Raw genomic sequence first — 16,811 nt, 5'->3', positions numbered from 1 at the left:
ACTAAAATATTTAATTGCTGCTGGTGTTCCCTCATAAGCAAGTATTTGCTCAGCAAACAAAGCATCCTTTTGATTCCATTTAAAAGCTGTTGAGATATCATCTATCATGCGCTCACCCCCGTTTGCAATCCTTGCCTAGCTTGCTCTAGATCAATAAAATACTCGGCTGGTTTACCCCAACATTGGTTCAAATCAAAATTTAAGCCATCCCGCTGATATTCAATAATTAAAACCTCGAGTGCAAATAGCTTGTACTCATGAGCGCACACCTCATCTTGCGCACTACCGCCGGTCTTTAAATGCCGCTTCATACGCTGCTTAGTCCAGTGCAATGCGGCCGGTTCATAGGCATGGTTAGCGGCTAACTTGACTAATTGATTACCCCAATTCATTTAGCTTCCTCCTGACTGTTCATGAACGCTAGGAACGCCTCGTCGCTCATATCGTCCTGCTCGTTATCGCTTGAGCTTGGCTTAGAATCCGCCTGAGAAGCGCCGTTTTGCATCCACTTTGGCGTAACTTCTTTACGGCGTGGCTTTGAATAGCCACTAGGTTTTCTTTCGCTCTTCATGCGGTCGTCATGATTAGCAGCGGCCTTTTTAGCCTGCTCTAACGTCGTAATATTTCGTTTCTTCCAGCCCGCAACAATTGCACGAACGTATTTCAAAGCTCCTCGCGACTGCACATCGTGTTCACCAGCAATTTGAATGGCGTAAGCCACCAATTCAGGTTTAAGCACCGCAAGCCATTCATCAATTTCAGGACGAGCAACCCCGTTCGGGAATCCCCACAGGTTGGTCCAGTCGTTAATGACCTGCTCACGTGTGACACCCGCGTCATCATCATAAGAGTCAGTATCAGTCAAGTCAGGGTCAGTACTAGTAAGTTCTTTATGTTCTACTGGTTGACCTCCACCTTGCCCAACCGGTTGACCTACTTCATCTAAACCAGTTGACCTACTTTTATGACTTGTAGTTGGGTTACTAGTTGGGTAACCAGCTGACCTACTATATAAATTAATAATGCGATATTCAGGTGGTTTCACATTTTTCTTGCCTCTAACGTATTTAATTAGTCCTAGTTGTACTAATGAGTTGCGTGCTTTATCGAGGCCGGGTTCGGATAGTCCTGTAAGACTGAGTAATGCCGAATTTTTCATGCGAAACTGAACGTCCAACTTGCCTTCGTCGTTCGCATAGTCTAGTAACTCGCGATACAGATTATTTTGGCCGTTAGAGACACTCGCTTCATACATTTTAAAATTACGGTAGGCTCGTCGTTGTTTGAAGTAATCCAAATTCGTCCCTCCTTTACTAATGGGCCTCTCACCCGCTCGGTGTATTCAGTCACTGCTGCATTCAAGCCAATTCTGTTTAGTCAATCTATGAGTAAGTCGTCTGCACTAACGACGCTCTCTAACTTTTTGTTACTACGACAATAAGCACAATGTCCGCATTGGATAGGATCTGCTTCGCCTTTAATGACATTTTGAATATGCTGTTGAGATTCCAATACCTGGTTCATAGCATTAGTAAGTCGGTACTCCGGTAAATCAATAGCCTGCTTGTCTGGTGGATCCTGTTTGCTTACTGCCACGATGTACGGTTTACACGTCACACCAAATTGCTGCTTAATCAACTCTTGATAGACTGCCATCTGAAGTGGGTAGTTATACGCATATACAAACGGTTCTTTCTCACGAGTTTCTGGATTCCAATACGCCTTGTATATGTCAGCGGTCGTCTTAAGATCCACGAAGTAACCTTGTTTCAAATTGAGGCAATCAATCTTGCCCTTCCAGGGATAACCACCGATTTCACCAGTTACAATCACTTCCTTATCGCCTTGATAAAGAAGATTAAAGTCATGGTCGTCAGATAAGGCTTCAATCATGGATTCAGCAATTTTGAAGTCCTTTTTGAGATGACCTTTGCTTGGGCCCTGGCTTGAAATTGCCTCTGGATGTTCATCAACAAACTTGGCATGAGCTTTCTCGCTTTCGAAGTAGCTGTGAAGCCAATTTCCAACGACTAGCGCCGTTGAGTTCATATATGGCTCCCATTTACCCTGCAACTCGGCTAGTGCTTCAGCCTCACAGGCCAAAAACTTCTTGAACCATGTTGCTGACATAAATGATTGATCTGTCCAGCGATCGTAATAGTTAGCCGGCGTCAAGGTCTCCGAGGTTGTCGAAGAGATTCTGCTGGTCGGCCCCGTCTTTGATAGGTTCTTGATCATTGCTTGATGCCTCCTTTACAGCCGTTCCAACGGGTTCTTTGGCTGGCCCGGCAGATTCTACCTTCTCGGCTTTATTCTCTGCTACGTCAGCCACCAATGACCTTTTAGTCGGTGTTACGTCTTTTCTATCGTCATTCTCATATTCGTTGCGAGTGGTTTCGTTAACTGCTTTTACAAATAAATCGTTGTCTGAGCTTGAATTAATATAGAACTTCGCAGCTCGATTAATTACAGTCCGTTTAGCCATCTCTTCTGGGAACTCGTTTTGAACCTTCTTCGTCTTAGCGTGGCTCCAACTGATGTCGATGTCCTTTTTTGTCATAACCGTGTATGTCCGGTTCCCGTTGATGTCTTCGATCCATGCAAAGGCCCCGATAATTGGCTTATCTAGGTTCTCAAAGCTTGGCTCGAACTCTTTAACCACCAACACTCCATTTTCACCACCAATCTTGAACGTGTCGTCTTTGTGGACGACCTGTGCCTGAATATCTTTCACATTTGAAAGACGCTTTACAACGCTAATTGAGCCAAAATAGGAGCGCTGCATGACTAACTGGTTGCCATAAGGAATGAAATAGCACTGATTCTTAGCAGGGCTTAGTCCCTGGATTGCCATATTCATCAAAGCTTTGATAACAGAGCCTTGATCACATTTATCTAGTAGTGGTTGGCCCTTAGACGTATCACTCAAAATCAAGTAAGCACTGTTTAATGCATTCCCTACTGAATAATCAGGTGGTAATGACAAGCCTTCATTATTCTTCATATCCTCAATATTGTTATTAACCATCGTAACTAACTCATTACTCATGCTTATTCCTCCTCTGACACCCAGTGATAGCCTAGGCGCTCCATCATGGTAGCTGTATCGACATGTACCAGTAACTCGTCCCACATTCTGGCTTCACCAAATACATCAATTAGCCATTGCCAATTCGGTTCAGTGCCTTCATCCGGATACGGAATGTCAACATTCGTTGACCCGAAAGTGACGATACATAACCCACTTAGCATATTGGCTTGCATATCAGTAGCCCACCGTTTAAAGCTATTGTTATCAATGTAATCTTGGAACAGTTGTGCTTTATCAAATTCGTCAGCGTCGTAGCAGAAGTCATCAGCATCTTCGATATGATCACGTTCATCGTTCTCAAGTTGCCAGTAATTTGTGTGTAAGATTGGTAATGGCTCATCAGGGCCGCGCAACTTCATGCGGTCCTCACTTGCGTTAAGTGTGTCTAGCTGTTCTTGCAGCATCATTTGGTCCACCTCCGCGCTAAACGTTGTCTTAGTGACAGTTTCGGAGTACAATAGAACTCGAAAATAAATTTATTAAGCGTCTTTGCTGCACGGGTACTACCAATACTCGAGCAGCTTTTTTCGTACTCAAATTTAGGCTTTGGCGATACTTTGCGTACTTCCAATTCGTTCAACCTCCTTAAACGTGTTAAAAAGATTATTCAATTCTTCAATTGTGATTTGCTTGTAAAGCACATTTCCAATCCTGAACGTGAACTTCATCGTCTTCATCTCCTTAAATTCCAAACCAACTAGCAACTTCATGACGCTTGAACCACAATGCAGTTAACGCGCAGCCTACTAATGCTCCTTCAATCATTGCTATTTCCTCCTTACGCTCGTATTTGGTTGTCAGACATCCAATTCTCTAAAGCTTTTTGTGAAAATGAATCTTTTGTCCCCTTCTTGAAATGTGGAAATCCAGGCTGATAGTAATAAAAATCTTTTAATGTATCTACACTGCATCCGAGCATACTAGCGGCTTGCTGTTGGTTTAATCCCTGATCCGGTGTGTAATACTTCTTCACCAGCACTTCCAGTTGTGGCATGATTCTATCAGCTACAGCAACGGCTACAGCATCAATAAACTCAGTATCGTCATTTTGCATTGAGATCATCATCTCTATCACTCCTTCCTATGTTTAACGACTCCATCTTTAAACCATTTTTTCATTCGCTGTTTAAGCTGATCTTGCATAGACAAATCAAAGCCACGACACACGTATGCGATTAGGTTTAACAAGTAAAGCACTGCATCAAAACACTCAGCGACTAATTTCTTTGGATCATCAAAGTCATTTGGCTTCAAATCCTCTTTGGGTATCGTTAGTTCATCAAGTGAATCCTGAATAGCTGCTAGTGCTTGGCTTAACTCCGGCATGGTTTTAACAGCCATCGCCAGCGGTTCCTTCATGATTCGGTCACCGTCAATCACCGGTGTTGTTACTCCCACGAATCTGTGTGCCAATTCGATTGCAAAGAACTGATTTTGGTTGGGCAATGCTGCTAAGAATGCAGGAACTGATTCGATCTGAATCCGTGCTTGATCATGTCTTTGTTTGTAAATTAATGTTACCGAGTAGCCTACCTTGCCACTCAAGTTGATGGGCGTTACGCTGTTTTGATTAATGGCATCAGTAAGCATACTACCTGCATATACTGAACTAGATTGTGTTGGCATTTTCTCACCACCTTTCAGTTTTCATGGTTTAACCTGAATCAAAAACGCCGGATAATATAATTAAGAATTAATCATTTCATAGAACTCATTTCGGTCCCCGTCGTGAATCATAGCTATCAGCTCTTGAAGCTCGTCTTCCGACATCCAAAATGTCTTAGCATTAATCAGAATCGGCGACACTGCCGGGAGCAGTTCGATGATTGAATCGACAAGTTCACGTTTGTGATTTTTAATTGCTTGCATGTTGTTTCCTCCGTTCTTTGAAAAGTTAATAGTTTTATTCGCTCCTTATGCGATAATTGAGCATAAGGAGATGATAATATGGCACTTGCAACTCTGACTAGTTCAATTATTTCGGTAATCTTATCTACGATATCTATCCTGCTTGTACTTTTTCAACAACGTGGCAAGATAGCTGTCAGCTGTTCAGAAATACAATTCAAGAACAGCTACTCATTTCAGATATCGGTCACAAATGTTGGACGACAACCTGTTTGGGTAAACGATTTAAAAGTTTTTTCAGGTAATGACATTGTCTCCCACGCGGATCCAATGTCGTATAGTGGACCCTTTTATAGAAAAGAACTATTACAACCCGGAAAACAAATTCGATATTCATACGTTTTAGTAGAAAAGATTCCTATCACAAGAGTAGTAATACACACAGATAGAGTTATCCATTACTTATCACACATTCAGTCAATAGTTGTTGTCTTTGATAATAAGGAAGATAAAAATTAGCTGACAAATAATGTTAAAAATCTGGCAAACCAAAATTGCTATTTGCATGCTCCACCTCTATTAAACGATTTACTTATTAACTAACAACCCAGATGTCGTTAACACCTGATGGAACCTACTACGATGGTTATAACTTCCGAGTAAGTTAGTATTAACTTGAAGAATAATTTCGGTGCTGTTATTTGTCGGAATTATTCTTTTTAATTTCCACATCAGTTAATAGTTCTTTGATAACCATTGGATCAGCATCAGCGTAAATGGTTAACTTAGGATTCTCCCCGGCTCTCATATTCAAGTTAAGTTCAGTGACTTTCATATCGCTACCGATGTCCGTTAAAGATATATCATTCAGTTTTACTTCATAACCGATTGGAACATTTTGAATTTCGTTATGATTATCGCCTGTTCGTGTAATACTTAGTTTCATTTTGCCGCCTCCTTTGTCAATTTGTATGCTTTCGCCGATATGATACGTTTAGTATCCTTATCTGGCAAAAAAATATCAGGAAACAAAATTTCTGGTTTAACCTCAAAAAGATATGAAAATTTAGCAATTAATTTGCTACTAGGATTGCGCGATCCATTTTCTATGCTTCTAACAGTTATTTCCGCAATATCAAGTAATTTTGCAACACTATTTTGAGACCAACCATTCCTATTTCTTTCTGCAATAAGTCGCTCACGCTTCATTTTTGCACCTCCAAATCCGATACATATCGTATCAACAACTATTATAATAAACGATACTTTAAGTATCGTCAAGTGCTTTTGGAAACTTTTTGTATCATTCATTGAAACCGATACGCAATGTATCTATACTGATACATATAATATCCATTAAGAAAGGAGCGGTACTATGGCATCTTCAGGAATTGGAAATCGTTTAAAAGAATTACGAAATATGCAAGGCAAGACACAAGATGAGGTTGCAAAATCAATTGGTATCAGTAGAGCTCGATATTCACATTTGGAAAACGAACGTAACGAACCCGACAATGAACTTCTAAAACTTCTTGCTAGCTACTATGAAGTATCCACTGACTATCTTCTTGGAAATAGCGAAAAGAGTCATAAATCACCTGACTGGGCTACCGAAGCCGATCGCATTGATTTAGATAAGTTGCTTCAATCAAATACACCTATGGGATATGGTGGAATGAGTATGGCACCAGAGGATAAAGAAAAAGTCCGTAATGTTATTGAAGGCATTTACTGGGATCGTTTGAAAAAATTACGCGAAGAAGGAAAAAAGTAGGTGTTTGCATGCGATACGACACGTATCTTAAGGTAGAACAACTTGCGAAATCCTTTGGAACGTATGATCCATTTGCGATTGCAGATAAATTGGGATTCGAAGTTCACTTTAAGGACATTGGGGCAAATATGGGGGTCTGTACTCCGATATTGGGGATCACAGATATAATAATTAACGATAGCCTTCGTGATTCACCGGCCAGACTTCCAGTTATGGCCCATGAATTATGCCACGGCATTGAGGACACGGCCTGTGTTTCTTGGTACACACTTGGAGACTACCAGAAGAATAGCGCTGAGTACAAGGCCAATGCTTTTGCATGCCAAGAATTGGCTAAACTTTATGAAGAACAATACGATGAATTGCCTGATACCTTTAATACGCTGAAAAACGCATACGGGTTACCAGATGAATTTATGGAATTTTTCTCGTTTTCATAACATGAGTTAAAATTTAATGATCATAGGGAATTTATTTGGATAAATGTTAATTTGGAGGAGTTTCAATTGAAAAAGGGACTAATTTTAGGAATTACATTGTTATCATTTGGCTTAGTAGGTTGTACCAACACAAGTACAAGTAGTTCTAGCCAAAATAGTAGCGATACTAGCAAAACAGCAACTAAACAGCTTACAAACAAACAAGTAACAGCAATTTATAACACTACTATGAATGCTGAGGCTGATGTTTGGAGTAAGTTGACAGATTCAATTAAAAATAATGATAACGAAATGTCAGATGCAGTTAACAGCGCAGATACGGTGCTAACTAAAAATGAAGCTACTTTAAAACAGCATAAGAGTGAAGACGGTGTCTCTGATATGTCAAAATTAGTGCAATATTCACATACATTAATTGATGACTACATGGGACAACTTAAGCTTGATAAAAAAGGGAATAGCTTAATTTCAAAAGAAGCATTATTGAGTCAAAAAATAAGAAAGCAGTTTAATATTTCTGCTCCAACAAAACTAGATACCGCAATTAAGAGTGCAACAAAAGCAATAAATGCAATGCCAGGCGTTTCTGGCAAAACAATTCGAACTACCAATTATACAATCACAATTACTTCGACAGAAACCACACCACATTTTGAGGGTGGAACTGACTTGATTGTCTACTATACATTCAAAAATACTTCTAAGAATAAAAATATTGAACCAACTGAATCACTTATCGAGGGTGCTCATTTTACTCAAGAAAGTAAAACGTCAATCAATGACTTGGACCTCGGTAATCCTTCAAAGGACTCTGATGAATGGAGCTCGCTTGAAAAAGCTGCGTCACAAAAAGTTAAACCAGGTGCCGAAGTAAAGTGTATGGGGAGCTATGAATTGGACAATAATGAATATCCTGTCAAAATCCAAGCTACTGATCCAGATAACAATGATGCCAAACTGGGTACAATAACTTTAGATCTGCCAAATAACTAACACTTCTCGGTCGCTACCGAATGGAACACGGATAATCTGAATGCTAAGTATAATCAGTAACCTAAATACCTTAAATTCATTAACTGCACAAATATTTGGCTGGCATAACAAGAATTCTCTATTGGCAATAATGTTACCAAATATTACTGACAAGAAAGTAATAAATGTAAAAACCATCAAAAAAATACATGAATCGAGGTGAAACCTAATTACTTTTTTTAGAAACACCATTGTATCAATAGGAATCGTTTTTATTGCAGCGTTAATTGCTCAATGTGCCAATAAAAACTGGTTCATCGCTTGGATATGCGCGCTTGGAATCTTGGTTTCTGTAATCTTAACATTGACTTTACAATTTTGTATATATAGGCAAAAAATAAACTCGCAAATTCATTCTTTAAATAGCAAAATTCAGGATCTAGAGGGCAACTTAAAAACAGTTACTGACAATCGTGATGGATTAATTGAACAGGATGATTCAAAAGATCAACAATTACAAAATTATCGTGAACGGTTAAAAGCATACGATTTTCTTTTTGCATCTATGCTAGGAGCAGTATCTTCAGAACAACAGCAAACCTTTCTAGCCCAGAAAAGTGCTTTAACAATTGATAAGGAGAAATAATAATTTGGACACAAAAAATTTTAAAGTTGCAAAAATAATTAATGATACATCACTTGTCATCAATGCCGGATCTGAGCAAGGAATCAACAAAGGTGACAAATTCAGAATAATCGGAAAACTTGGTAACTCAACTGTTATAGACCCTGATACTGGTGAAAATCTAGGAACTCTTGATGACATCAAGGGAGAAGTCATAGCGGCCCAAATATACCCACATATGTCAATTTGCAATTCGCAAATCATTACTATTTCGCCATACCAGCTTAGTGCTCAACCCATTTTACAGAATAGTTTAGGCGGATTTATTTCCAGTATGAATGGTGAAAGCCATCGTGAACAACTCAATGTTGATAAAACACAAGTTACTGGTGGCTTTAAAAAATCAAACAAACCGATTCAAATTGGCGACATCGCACAATTGATTTAAATGTTATTGCCCCTCACCGGGCTTCCACGCGAGTGTAGTTTAGTGGTAAAACGACAGCCTTCCAAGCTGTAGTCGCGGGTCCGATTCCCGTCACTCGCTTAGTACCCCTTTATTGGGGTATACATTTTGAACTCAAAAGAACATACGTTCAAATAATTCTAATTGGAGGACTGATGAGTATGCCACGACAATGGAAACCTTTAAAACGTCACCCTGGAATCTACGAATATGAAACAAAACGAGGGAAAAAATACGGAATTCGCCGCTCTTATACCGATATTAATCATAAATACCGCACTTGGAGCAAATCTGGTTTTATAACTTGGCGAGATGCTGATATTGAATTAAAAAAATTCGAAGTAACGCTTGGAACTGGACAAATCACCGCATCAATTTCAGACACAATTACGCTTCAAGCTTACTTTGATAAAGTTCTAAAGCGAAATATCGACCTGAAACTTTGGCGACCAGCTACCATTACTCAGAAAAAAAACTACTGGAACAATCAATTAAAGCCTGTTTTCGGTAATCAGAAAATCAATGAAATCACTAGGCAAAGTTACCAAAATTTTATCGATCAAATGATCAAAGATGGTTATGCCAAGAACACTATTATTACAACCAATTCTGTAATGCAAATATTGATGAATGATGCTGCCCGGAATGATGTGATTGTGAAAAACAAGTTGAGTGGTATCTCAATTGATGGTGGTAAATCACCGTCATCAAAAACAATCACCGAAAAACAGTATAACCAACTCATGGCCGTAGCACCTAGTGTCTTGTCAAAGTACCAATACTGCATGTTAGCCCTGCTAACGCTTGGGGAACGACGTGAAGAGCTTATGGGACTACAATTCAGTTCTTTTAAATTCTCACAATGGAATGACGAAGAAGTTTGCGCAATACAATTTAAGAAGGGGCGTACTAATGCAGAACCAGAAGGCGGTGACTTAAAGAATAACTCAAGCTACCGCACGATATATGTACGTGGTGAAATGCTCAATATTTGCCATTACGCCATCACCTATAGTCAAAATATTTATTCAAAGACCCATAGAAACATTAATGATGAAAGTTTTTTATTTGTAAATGAAAAGACTGGTATGCCAATGGGAGTACAGCAAGCAAATAAGGTTTTGAATAAAGTGGGTGAAGCAGCTGGAATCCATATTACCCCTCACATATTCCGACATTACTTTGCTACCATGGCACTCACCAATGGACAAGTTGCAACTGATGTCATGCACTGGTTAGGCCACTCATCTTTGCAAATGACTCAAAGTTACACTCGGGAAAATGTTCGTGGTGCACTTAATGTCTTTAATGGCATGGCTCCTACTCTACTAGGAGATTCAGATGATGAACACCAAAGTTTGTGAAAATTCTGGTACAAAAAATTATGTACCAGAATTTGTACCGGAATCGTATCGGGATGTAACTGATTCTGTCGTAAATAAAACACAAAAAAATCCGGAAACACCGTCATTACAACGATGTTTCCGGATTAATAACGTTACTCTAAGTATTTGACTACTTAAGGGTAACGACACCACCAACTTCTTCAAGCTTAGCTTTCATATCGTTGGCTTCGTCTTCTGAAACGCCTTCTTTGATGATTGAAGGTACGTTATCAACAAGACCCTTAGCATCTTTCAAGCCAAGACCAGTGATATCACGAACGGCCTTAATAGCCTTAACCTTTTGGTCACCGGATTCAGTTAATTCAACATCGTATGAATCCTTAGCAGCGGCAGCGTCGCCACCAGCAGCACCGGCAACAGCAACAGGAGCTGAAGCTGAGACATCGAATTCTTCTTCGATAGCCTTAACTAAGTCGTTTAAATCTGAGATTGAAGCTTCTTTTAATGAGTCGATAATAGCATCTTTATCAAAAGCCATTTTTTGTTCCTCCATTTTATATGAACTTATATTTTAGTTTTTTTAACACACTGACAGCAAATTAAGCTGCGTCTTCGTCGCCTTTTTCAGCAACCGCCTTAACAGCGTATGCAACGTTACGAACAGGTGCTTGTAACAAGTTGGCGATCGTAGCCAATAATTCTTCACGTGATGGCATCGTAGCGTATTCTTGAACAGTTTCAAGATCAGCAACTTTACCTTCGATCACGCCACCCTTTAATTGAAGGGCATCAGCGGTCTTCGCGAAGTTAGCCAAGATCTTTGCAGGAGCAACTGGGTCTTCTTCAGAGAAGGCAACGGCAGTAGGACCAGCAAATACAGGTTTTAAGTCTTCAAATCCGGCCTTATCAGCGGCACGCACCATGATCTTGTTCTTGATAACGCGCATCTTAACACCGGCTTCACGTAATTGCTTACGTAAATCAGTTACTTGTTCAACAGTCAAACCACGGTAATCAACAACAATGGCTGATACTGAGCTCTTCAATTGTTCTGCAACTTCTTCGACTTCTTGTGCTTTAACAGCAATTGTTTCTTTACTCAACAGATTCACCTCCCAGAATTTTGGTTCAGGGATTTATAAAAAAATCCCTATGTCCACCAAGACATAGAGAAAAAACAATGTCCTCGGCAGGTAGATTAAGGCCGTTAAGCCGCCTGAGTCTTAGGTAGAGATATTACTTAACCTCTAGTAATCTATCACAGATCACCCACGGGGTCAATTGTTTTCAGAATTTAATCCTTAAAATGATGCTAAATCAACACGTACCGCTGGGGTAAAGGTTGAAGTAACAACTAAGTTTTGGATGAAAGTCCCACGTACTGAGGCTGGACGAGCTTTCACGATGGTGTCTTCAATGGTCTTGAAGTTACCAACTAACTTGTCAGTATCGAATGATACCTTGCCAACAGGAACGTGAACGTTACCGTCACGGTCAGTCCGGTAAGTCACCTTACCAGCTTTTGAATCGTTAACGGCTTTAGCAACGTCCATCGTAACCGTACCAGTCTTAGGGTTAGGCATTAAGCCTTTAGGTCCAAGAACCCGACCTAAACGACCAACTTGGGCCATCATGTCAGGGGTAGCGATTGCGACATCAAAGTCTAACCAACCGTCTTGGATCTTCTGAACTAAATCAGTTTCACCAACAAAGTCAGCACCGGCTTCTTCAGCTTCTTTAGCCTTGTCACCCTTAGCAAAAACGATAACGGTTTGATCTTTACCGGTACCATTAGGAAGGACAACCGCGCCACGAAGTTGTTGGTCGGCTTGCTTTGTATCAACGTTTAATTTGAAGGCAACTTCAACAGTTGCATCAAACTTTGCGAAATCCATTTTTTTAACCAAGTCTACCGCTTCAGTTACATCGTAAGCTTTGTCACGATCAACGAGCTTAGCGGCGTCTTGGTATTGTTTACTTTTCTTTGCCATCTAAGTGTTTTCCTCCTTGCAAATGTGGTTCAAACGGAGATTTCCTCCCACTTGACACATTCATTTTGATGAAGTGTCCGACATACTCAACAGTACTGAATTAGCCTTCGACGGTGAATCCCATACTCCGAGCAGTACCTTCGATCATGCGCATAGCTGCTTCAACGTCAGCTGCGTTTAGATCTTGCATTTTAGTTTCGGCGATTTGCTTAACTTGATCTTTGGTTACAGTTGCAACCTTCTTCGTGTTAGGTTCACCGGAACCACTTTCAACACCGGCAGCTTTCTTCAATAGAACGGCAGCAGGTGGGGTCTTAGTGATGAAGTCGAATGAACGATCTTCGTACACCGTAATCACAACAGGGATGATCATACCTGCTTGATCAGCAGTACGAGCATTGAAATCCTTTGTGAAACCCATGATATTGATACCTGCTTGACCTAAAGCTGGGCCAACTGGCGGAGCAGGTGTTGCTTTGCCCGCAGGAATTTGTAATTTAACAACGTTAGCTACTTTTTTAGCCACGAGACATTCCTCCTTAGTCCGTGATGTGGTAAATGGAGCTGAGTTTTTGCTCCTCCCACGTAAACGTGCATACGTGACGCACAAACATCATTGTAGCATATCTATTTTTCACCAGCAACCTTTTTTGTGGCTTCTGGATATAAAAACTGGACGATTTGGCGATCAACTTCATAGTTTTCATGTAATCGTGAATGGCGGGCATTCTTACCATGTACCACAAATTCTTGATACTGGTCACGCGTTGGTCGCAGTAAAAAGCGCAATGACAACGCACTATTCAGAGCGACAGCACCATCACTTTGCGCCGCATCGCCAATGTTACCCGCAATATTCAAATACGAAATCGTGTTTGGCAATCGTTGGAGCGTTCGCAAAAAATAATTATAAACGGGCGTGGTCTTAGTTGGTCCGGTCGCCGTCAACGGGTGGTTTTCAATCGGATACGTATTCTGCCCGACCTCACTATCATTAAACGGCGCACCAATTGTGACAACCTTGCGGACTTCCGGTAAATTGACCAGTTTGGCAGCTGTCGTCAAGTATTGAAAGAGCACCACACCACCCATCGAATGAGCGACTAAATTGATCGTCTGAACGTGCTCATGCGCAATCAAATACTGCACAACTGCCAAGACGCCTGCCGCCTGTTGCCGTACAGCAACGCGTGGCGTGGCAAAAATCAACTGTACCATTGGGCGGTAAGCGTCTAGCTCACCAGTCACATGGGGATGATTATGTCGATCAATCATTACGACTAATGACTTATTGGCGATGCCACCGGCCGTAAAGCGTTGTAGCATGCCACCAAAAGAGAACCGGTTGCCCGCATACCCTGGAATAAATAGTGTCACGGCGCTATCATCCGCTGAATTAGCCGACACCGACTGCCGCAAATGCTGCGGTCGCCCGTATTGCCAAAATTTAAAGGTGATACGCCCCAAAATACCAAGTACTAAGACGCCGATGATGACTAAAATTACTTCTGCCAAGATGGTCCACCAGCTTACTTAAATTAATTACCGAATCTGGTCAACTTGATCGAAGTCCAATTCAGTACTTGTTTCCCGACCGAACATATTGATATTAACTTTGAGCTTCATCTTTTCGTTGTCAATTTCAGTAATTTCACCAGAAAGGCCAGAGAAAGCGCCATCGATGATGGTAACTTGTTCGCCAACTTCAACATCCAATTCGGTATGCCGAGCACTCATGCCTAGTTGATGCAAGATTTGTTCCGCTTCTTCAGGCAACAATGGCGTTGGTTTACTACCTTGCCCATGTGATCCTAGGAACCCAGTAACACCTGGCGTATTCCGAACAATATACCAAGCTTGGTCCGTCATGACCATTTCAACCAAAACGTACCCGGGGAAGATCTTCTTCATTTCAACTTTGTCTTTCCCATTCTTGACTTCATGAGCTTCTTCTTCGGGAACAACGACCCGGAAAATATTGTCTTCCATTCCCATAGATTGAATACGGGATTCCAAGTTAGAACTAACCTTATTTTCATAACCAGCGTAGGTATGTAAGACATACCATCTTTTCTCAACAGACTCGACCATTATTATTCTCCTTTAAAATGTCTTTTGGCAAAATAAAAAAACCTCGTTTGCACGAAGTTTTCTTTCAATGCCATTATTATAACAAAAATTTGTTCAAAAAGCCATTAATGCCAGCTTGTTAACATTTGTAATAATAATTGGATAATCCAATCAAATAAAGCGAAAAACGCCACGAAGAACAGTGATGTTGAGACAACTGTCCACGAATCACGACGATTTTCCCGCCAAGTTGGCCAGGTCACTTTTTTCATTTCATGTCCAACTTGACCAAAAAATTTAAATAAGCGCATGTCTAATCCCCCTACCGCGTTTCACGATGAAGTGTGTGTTTACCACAATATTTACAAAATTTCTTAACTTCTAAGCGGTCAGTTCGATTCGGGTTAGCATCAATCGTGTAGTTCCGCGAACCACAAACGGTACATGCCAGTGCAACTTTTTTCTGTGCCATCGACAAAACCTCCATAATAAATCAGGTATAACATTAGCATGGAACTTTTCGAATGTCAATTTCAGGCAGCGTCTTGTAAAAAGTCACGCATCTTCTTGCGGCATCGATCCGTGGCGTTGACCACTTGATCAACTTCCACTTGCCGACTCAATGCAATCCGTTCTGGCGATTGCCCTGCCAATAGATCCATAAAAACCAATCCTTCAAATGCCGAACAGATTGCTGGAAAAATCCGCACCTGCTCACGAACATGAACCACATCAAGGGTCGAGGCCCTTAGCGTCTGAATATTGCATAAGATATCCTCATCATTAACATCCAGTGATAAGATATCCCCTTCCGGACGACGCTTGCGAGCCTGTGTCCGCCGAATATGATCAATAATCTGATTACTCAATAGCACCCGGTAATAAGTGCCAAAGCTACATTGCCGTAGCCGTTGATACTTTTTAGCCGCTCGATAAACTGCAATTCGACCTTCTTGAAGCCAATCATCCTCGTCAAAGTTCCGGACATAGTATTGCCGCCGCAACCGCCAAACAACTGGCACATACTGCTGGGCTAATGCATTAATGCTTGCATCATCACCATCTGCTGCTAAGTGGATCAATTGCTGTTCATTCACGTGACATTCCTCGCTTCTGACTAGTTTCAGAAACTGCACCCCTGAGCATCTGTAATGCTAATATACCGGGTTAATTGTGCCGTCACAAGCGAACGAACGTTTCAATTCAGCCACCTCAGCACTCACAGAAATCCTCTTATACGCGGCTATCAAAACTACTATGATCGTCCTATTCATCAACCTAATAGTGCCATATCGCACTAATTATTAGTAATATCAAAATATTGCTAACGCCAAAGACAAGTGCGACCTACTTAAGCCCGTTGGCGACGAGTACGCGCGTCCGCTGGAGTTGCAAGAAGCCACTGCGCTGTCTAACCAACCGATTAATGCAATCGCCAGCGCAAACTCCGATAACACCAAAACTGTTATGACAAGCCATCCTAACATCTAGTGAACAGCAGCTGAACTGGGGCATTTGATTACTAGATATTTTAATACTAGAACTGCTTTCGAGCCTTAAATTGCCACTGGTTATCTTTTGCAAAATTTAAATATTAATTATGACGATTTAGAAACAACCCACGCTCGCGGCAACCACCTAATTACTTGTGATGATGTTTAACGTGATTGCGTTCTAGTTGTTGGCGGTACTGATCCAAGGCCGATAATTGATCATCATTCCAGGGTGATTTACGAACGGCACCTAAATCCTGGGTGCGCACGGCAGTATGACGCACATCTTTCAGCGCAGTCTTGACGCGGTGTCGTAATTCCAAGGCTGGTACTCGTAATGCACCTTCCGAAAAGATTACCCATTGTTCTGCCTGGTCACTAGTCGCAACCGTCACTTGAAGTACTCTCGATTGCTTTTCACCCGCGTACTTTTCGATATAACTGTCAGCGGTCTGGTCTTTACTCGTCCAAATAATCTCAAGATCAGCTTGGCGATAACTCTTAGAATTACCCGGAACGTACATCGCATCAAAAACCAGGCTAATATTAAGGCCCGTAATTTTTTTATACTCAGTCAACATGCTAATTAACTCGTCACGAGCTTGCGGCAACCGGTCCGTTTGTTTTAAATGATTGAGTTCTGGCCAGTTGCCAATCATATTGTAAGCATCGACAATCAATAATTGTTGTTTCAT

At 41.0% G+C, this 16,811-nt stretch carries 27 protein-coding genes, 1 tRNA gene and 1 other annotated feature; of the genes, 7 read left to right on the top strand and 21 right to left on the bottom strand.

Features of this window, described 5'->3' with window-relative positions:
• Positions 1 to 104: 104 nt before the first annotated feature.
• The 11 genes from MZO41_RS13635 to MZO41_RS13585 all read right to left on the bottom strand — a co-directional run bounded on the left by MZO41_RS13635 (position 105) and on the right by MZO41_RS13585 (position 6,148).
• On the bottom strand, positions 105 to 392 hold the full coding sequence (locus MZO41_RS13635; protein WP_011101095.1) for a hypothetical protein: 288 nt from the start codon (positions 390 to 392) through the stop codon (positions 105 to 107).
• Positions 389 to 1,297 carry a DnaD domain protein gene (locus MZO41_RS13630; protein ID WP_252129696.1) on the bottom strand — a complete coding sequence of 303 codons (909 nt, stop codon included), beginning with the start codon at positions 1,295 to 1,297 and terminating at the stop codon, positions 389 to 391. The genes MZO41_RS13635 and MZO41_RS13630 overlap by 4 nt, the downstream gene beginning before the upstream one ends.
• A gap of 80 nt (positions 1,298 to 1,377) precedes the next feature.
• Complete coding sequence (locus MZO41_RS13625; RefSeq protein WP_286208037.1) at positions 1,378 to 2,238, bottom strand: PD-(D/E)XK nuclease-like domain-containing protein; 861 nt, start codon at positions 2,236 to 2,238, stop codon at positions 1,378 to 1,380.
• Positions 2,162 to 3,049: a recombinase RecT gene (locus MZO41_RS13620; protein ID WP_252129695.1), complete on the bottom strand. Its 888-nt coding sequence runs from the start codon at positions 3,047 to 3,049 to the stop codon at positions 2,162 to 2,164. The genes MZO41_RS13625 and MZO41_RS13620 overlap by 77 nt, the downstream gene beginning before the upstream one ends.
• 2 nt (positions 3,050 to 3,051) lie before the next feature.
• Positions 3,052 to 3,498 (bottom strand): recombination system host exonuclease inhibitor, encoded by a 447-nt coding sequence (locus MZO41_RS13615; RefSeq protein WP_252129694.1) that lies wholly within the window; start codon positions 3,496 to 3,498, stop codon positions 3,052 to 3,054.
• Positions 3,499 to 3,630: 132 nt separating this feature from the next.
• Complete coding sequence (locus MZO41_RS13610; protein ID WP_162255282.1) at positions 3,631 to 3,768, bottom strand: hypothetical protein; 138 nt, start codon at positions 3,766 to 3,768, stop codon at positions 3,631 to 3,633.
• A 101-nt stretch (positions 3,769 to 3,869) separates the two neighbouring features.
• On the bottom strand, positions 3,870 to 4,157 hold the full coding sequence (locus tag MZO41_RS13605) for a hypothetical protein (RefSeq protein WP_046947907.1): 288 nt from the start codon (positions 4,155 to 4,157) through the stop codon (positions 3,870 to 3,872).
• A gap of 5 nt (positions 4,158 to 4,162) precedes the next feature.
• Positions 4,163 to 4,717 (bottom strand): hypothetical protein, encoded by a 555-nt coding sequence (locus MZO41_RS13600; protein WP_108909728.1) that lies wholly within the window; start codon positions 4,715 to 4,717, stop codon positions 4,163 to 4,165.
• A 60-nt stretch (positions 4,718 to 4,777) separates the two neighbouring features.
• On the bottom strand, positions 4,778 to 4,960 hold the full coding sequence (locus MZO41_RS13595) for a hypothetical protein (protein ID WP_252129693.1): 183 nt from the start codon (positions 4,958 to 4,960) through the stop codon (positions 4,778 to 4,780).
• A 676-nt stretch (positions 4,961 to 5,636) separates the two neighbouring features.
• The gene (locus tag MZO41_RS13590; protein ID WP_095762462.1) at positions 5,637 to 5,885 is read right to left on the bottom strand and encodes a hypothetical protein; all 249 of its coding nucleotides are present in this window, start codon (positions 5,883 to 5,885) and stop codon (positions 5,637 to 5,639) included.
• A complete protein-coding gene (locus MZO41_RS13585) occupies positions 5,882 to 6,148 on the bottom strand; it encodes a helix-turn-helix transcriptional regulator (RefSeq protein WP_046811056.1) in 267 nt (88 codons plus the stop codon). The genes MZO41_RS13590 and MZO41_RS13585 overlap by 4 nt, the downstream gene beginning before the upstream one ends.
• A 166-nt stretch (positions 6,149 to 6,314) precedes the next feature.
• Between MZO41_RS13585 and MZO41_RS13580 the strand changes: the two genes are divergently transcribed.
• From MZO41_RS13580 to MZO41_RS13550, 7 genes are all read left to right on the top strand, one after another.
• Positions 6,315 to 6,713, top strand: a complete 399-nt coding sequence (locus tag MZO41_RS13580; protein WP_015968456.1) for a helix-turn-helix domain-containing protein — start codon at positions 6,315 to 6,317, stop codon at positions 6,711 to 6,713.
• Positions 6,714 to 6,721: 8 nt separating this feature from the next.
• Positions 6,722 to 7,153, top strand: a complete 432-nt coding sequence (locus MZO41_RS13575; RefSeq protein WP_063490490.1) for an ImmA/IrrE family metallo-endopeptidase — start codon at positions 6,722 to 6,724, stop codon at positions 7,151 to 7,153.
• A 66-nt stretch (positions 7,154 to 7,219) separates the two neighbouring features.
• Positions 7,220 to 8,146: a DUF5067 domain-containing protein gene (locus MZO41_RS13570; RefSeq protein WP_252129692.1), complete on the top strand. Its 927-nt coding sequence runs from the start codon at positions 7,220 to 7,222 to the stop codon at positions 8,144 to 8,146.
• A gap of 343 nt (positions 8,147 to 8,489) precedes the next feature.
• The gene (locus MZO41_RS13565) at positions 8,490 to 8,771 is read left to right on the top strand and encodes a hypothetical protein (protein WP_252129691.1); all 282 of its coding nucleotides are present in this window, start codon (positions 8,490 to 8,492) and stop codon (positions 8,769 to 8,771) included.
• A gap of 4 nt (positions 8,772 to 8,775) precedes the next feature.
• Positions 8,776 to 9,198, top strand: a complete 423-nt coding sequence (locus MZO41_RS13560; RefSeq protein WP_252129690.1) for a hypothetical protein — start codon at positions 8,776 to 8,778, stop codon at positions 9,196 to 9,198.
• A gap of 28 nt (positions 9,199 to 9,226) precedes the next feature.
• A tRNA-Gly gene (locus MZO41_RS13555) sits at positions 9,227 to 9,297 on the top strand.
• Between the two features lie 80 nt (positions 9,298 to 9,377).
• Positions 9,378 to 10,580: a tyrosine-type recombinase/integrase gene (locus MZO41_RS13550; RefSeq protein ID WP_045353238.1), complete on the top strand. Its 1,203-nt coding sequence runs from the start codon at positions 9,378 to 9,380 to the stop codon at positions 10,578 to 10,580.
• Positions 10,581 to 10,731: 151 nt separating this feature from the next.
• On the opposite strand, the gene rplL is transcribed toward MZO41_RS13550, so the two are convergent.
• The 10 genes from rplL to MZO41_RS13500 form a co-directional block, all read right to left on the bottom strand.
• Positions 10,732 to 11,100: a 50S ribosomal protein L7/L12 gene (rplL, locus tag MZO41_RS13545; RefSeq protein ID WP_003637775.1), complete on the bottom strand. Its 369-nt coding sequence runs from the start codon at positions 11,098 to 11,100 to the stop codon at positions 10,732 to 10,734.
• A 61-nt stretch (positions 11,101 to 11,161) separates the two neighbouring features.
• Positions 11,162 to 11,665 carry a 50S ribosomal protein L10 gene (gene rplJ / locus MZO41_RS13540; protein ID WP_003643933.1) on the bottom strand — a complete coding sequence of 168 codons (504 nt, stop codon included), beginning with the start codon at positions 11,663 to 11,665 and terminating at the stop codon, positions 11,162 to 11,164.
• A 29-nt stretch (positions 11,666 to 11,694) separates the two neighbouring features.
• Positions 11,695 to 11,808 (bottom strand) — a sequence feature (ribosomal protein L10 leader region).
• A 55-nt stretch (positions 11,809 to 11,863) separates the two neighbouring features.
• Entirely contained in the window at positions 11,864 to 12,553 is a 690-nt protein-coding gene (rplA, locus tag MZO41_RS13535) for a 50S ribosomal protein L1 (protein WP_003640943.1), read from the bottom strand.
• Between the two features lie 100 nt (positions 12,554 to 12,653).
• Positions 12,654 to 13,079 (bottom strand): 50S ribosomal protein L11, encoded by a 426-nt coding sequence (gene rplK, locus MZO41_RS13530; RefSeq protein WP_003640942.1) that lies wholly within the window; start codon positions 13,077 to 13,079, stop codon positions 12,654 to 12,656.
• 101 nt (positions 13,080 to 13,180) lie between these two features.
• A complete protein-coding gene (locus tag MZO41_RS13525) occupies positions 13,181 to 14,068 on the bottom strand; it encodes an alpha/beta hydrolase (RefSeq protein ID WP_022638154.1) in 888 nt (295 codons plus the stop codon).
• 27 nt (positions 14,069 to 14,095) lie between these two features.
• Positions 14,096 to 14,644, bottom strand: a complete 549-nt coding sequence (nusG, locus tag MZO41_RS13520) for a transcription termination/antitermination protein NusG (protein WP_003643932.1) — start codon at positions 14,642 to 14,644, stop codon at positions 14,096 to 14,098.
• 104 nt (positions 14,645 to 14,748) lie between these two features.
• Positions 14,749 to 14,934, bottom strand: a complete 186-nt coding sequence (gene secE / locus MZO41_RS13515) for a preprotein translocase subunit SecE (RefSeq protein WP_003640939.1) — start codon at positions 14,932 to 14,934, stop codon at positions 14,749 to 14,751.
• 11 nt (positions 14,935 to 14,945) lie between these two features.
• A complete protein-coding gene (gene rpmG / locus MZO41_RS13510) occupies positions 14,946 to 15,095 on the bottom strand; it encodes a 50S ribosomal protein L33 (protein WP_003637768.1) in 150 nt (49 codons plus the stop codon).
• A 61-nt stretch (positions 15,096 to 15,156) separates the two neighbouring features.
• On the bottom strand, positions 15,157 to 15,720 hold the full coding sequence (locus tag MZO41_RS13505) for a sigma-70 family RNA polymerase sigma factor (protein WP_003644973.1): 564 nt from the start codon (positions 15,718 to 15,720) through the stop codon (positions 15,157 to 15,159).
• Between the two features lie 545 nt (positions 15,721 to 16,265).
• Positions 16,266 to 16,811, bottom strand: a complete 546-nt coding sequence (locus MZO41_RS13500) for a YacP-like NYN domain-containing protein (protein WP_003640936.1) — start codon at positions 16,809 to 16,811, stop codon at positions 16,266 to 16,268.

The sequence above is a fragment of the Lactiplantibacillus sp. C232 genome (genome assembly GCF_023806725.1).
Taxonomy (GTDB): Bacteria; Bacillota; Bacilli; order Lactobacillales; family Lactobacillaceae; genus Lactiplantibacillus; species Lactiplantibacillus plantarum.
This window is presented reverse-complemented; position numbering and strand designations above follow the sequence as displayed.

Coding starts and splice junctions, on each gene's coding strand:
- nusG (WP_003643932.1), bottom strand. CDS start 14,644: ATGGTCGAGTCTGTTGAGAAAAGATGGTATGTCTTACATACCTACGCT.
- secE (WP_003640939.1), bottom strand. CDS start 14,934: ATGCGCTTATTTAAATTTTTTGGTCAAGTTGGACATGAAATGAAAAAA.
- MZO41_RS13595 (WP_252129693.1), bottom strand. CDS start 4,960: ATGCAAGCAATTAAAAATCACAAACGTGAACTTGTCGATTCAATCATC.
- MZO41_RS13590 (WP_095762462.1), bottom strand. CDS start 5,885: ATGAAACTAAGTATTACACGAACAGGCGATAATCATAACGAAATTCAA.
- MZO41_RS13605 (WP_046947907.1), bottom strand. CDS start 4,157: ATGATGATCTCAATGCAAAATGACGATACTGAGTTTATTGATGCTGTA.
- MZO41_RS13575 (WP_063490490.1), top strand. CDS start 6,722: ATGCGATACGACACGTATCTTAAGGTAGAACAACTTGCGAAATCCTTT.
- MZO41_RS13600 (WP_108909728.1), bottom strand. CDS start 4,717: ATGCCAACACAATCTAGTTCAGTATATGCAGGTAGTATGCTTACTGAT.
- MZO41_RS13635 (WP_011101095.1), bottom strand. CDS start 392: ATGAATTGGGGTAATCAATTAGTCAAGTTAGCCGCTAACCATGCCTAT.
- MZO41_RS13550 (WP_045353238.1), top strand. CDS start 9,378: ATGCCACGACAATGGAAACCTTTAAAACGTCACCCTGGAATCTACGAA.
- MZO41_RS13500 (WP_003640936.1), bottom strand. CDS start 16,811: ATGAAACAACAATTATTGATTGTCGATGCTTACAATATGATTGGCAAC.
- MZO41_RS13580 (WP_015968456.1), top strand. CDS start 6,315: ATGGCATCTTCAGGAATTGGAAATCGTTTAAAAGAATTACGAAATATG.
- MZO41_RS13625 (WP_286208037.1), bottom strand. CDS start 2,238: ATGATCAAGAACCTATCAAAGACGGGGCCGACCAGCAGAATCTCTTCG.
- MZO41_RS13620 (WP_252129695.1), bottom strand. CDS start 3,049: ATGAGTAATGAGTTAGTTACGATGGTTAATAACAATATTGAGGATATG.
- rpmG (WP_003637768.1), bottom strand. CDS start 15,095: ATGGCACAGAAAAAAGTTGCACTGGCATGTACCGTTTGTGGTTCGCGG.
- MZO41_RS13585 (WP_046811056.1), bottom strand. CDS start 6,148: ATGAAGCGTGAGCGACTTATTGCAGAAAGAAATAGGAATGGTTGGTCT.
- rplA (WP_003640943.1), bottom strand. CDS start 12,553: ATGGCAAAGAAAAGTAAACAATACCAAGACGCCGCTAAGCTCGTTGAT.
- MZO41_RS13615 (WP_252129694.1), bottom strand. CDS start 3,498: ATGATGCTGCAAGAACAGCTAGACACACTTAACGCAAGTGAGGACCGC.
- rplL (WP_003637775.1), bottom strand. CDS start 11,100: ATGGCTTTTGATAAAGATGCTATTATCGACTCATTAAAAGAAGCTTCA.
- MZO41_RS13610 (WP_162255282.1), bottom strand. CDS start 3,768: ATGAAGACGATGAAGTTCACGTTCAGGATTGGAAATGTGCTTTACAAG.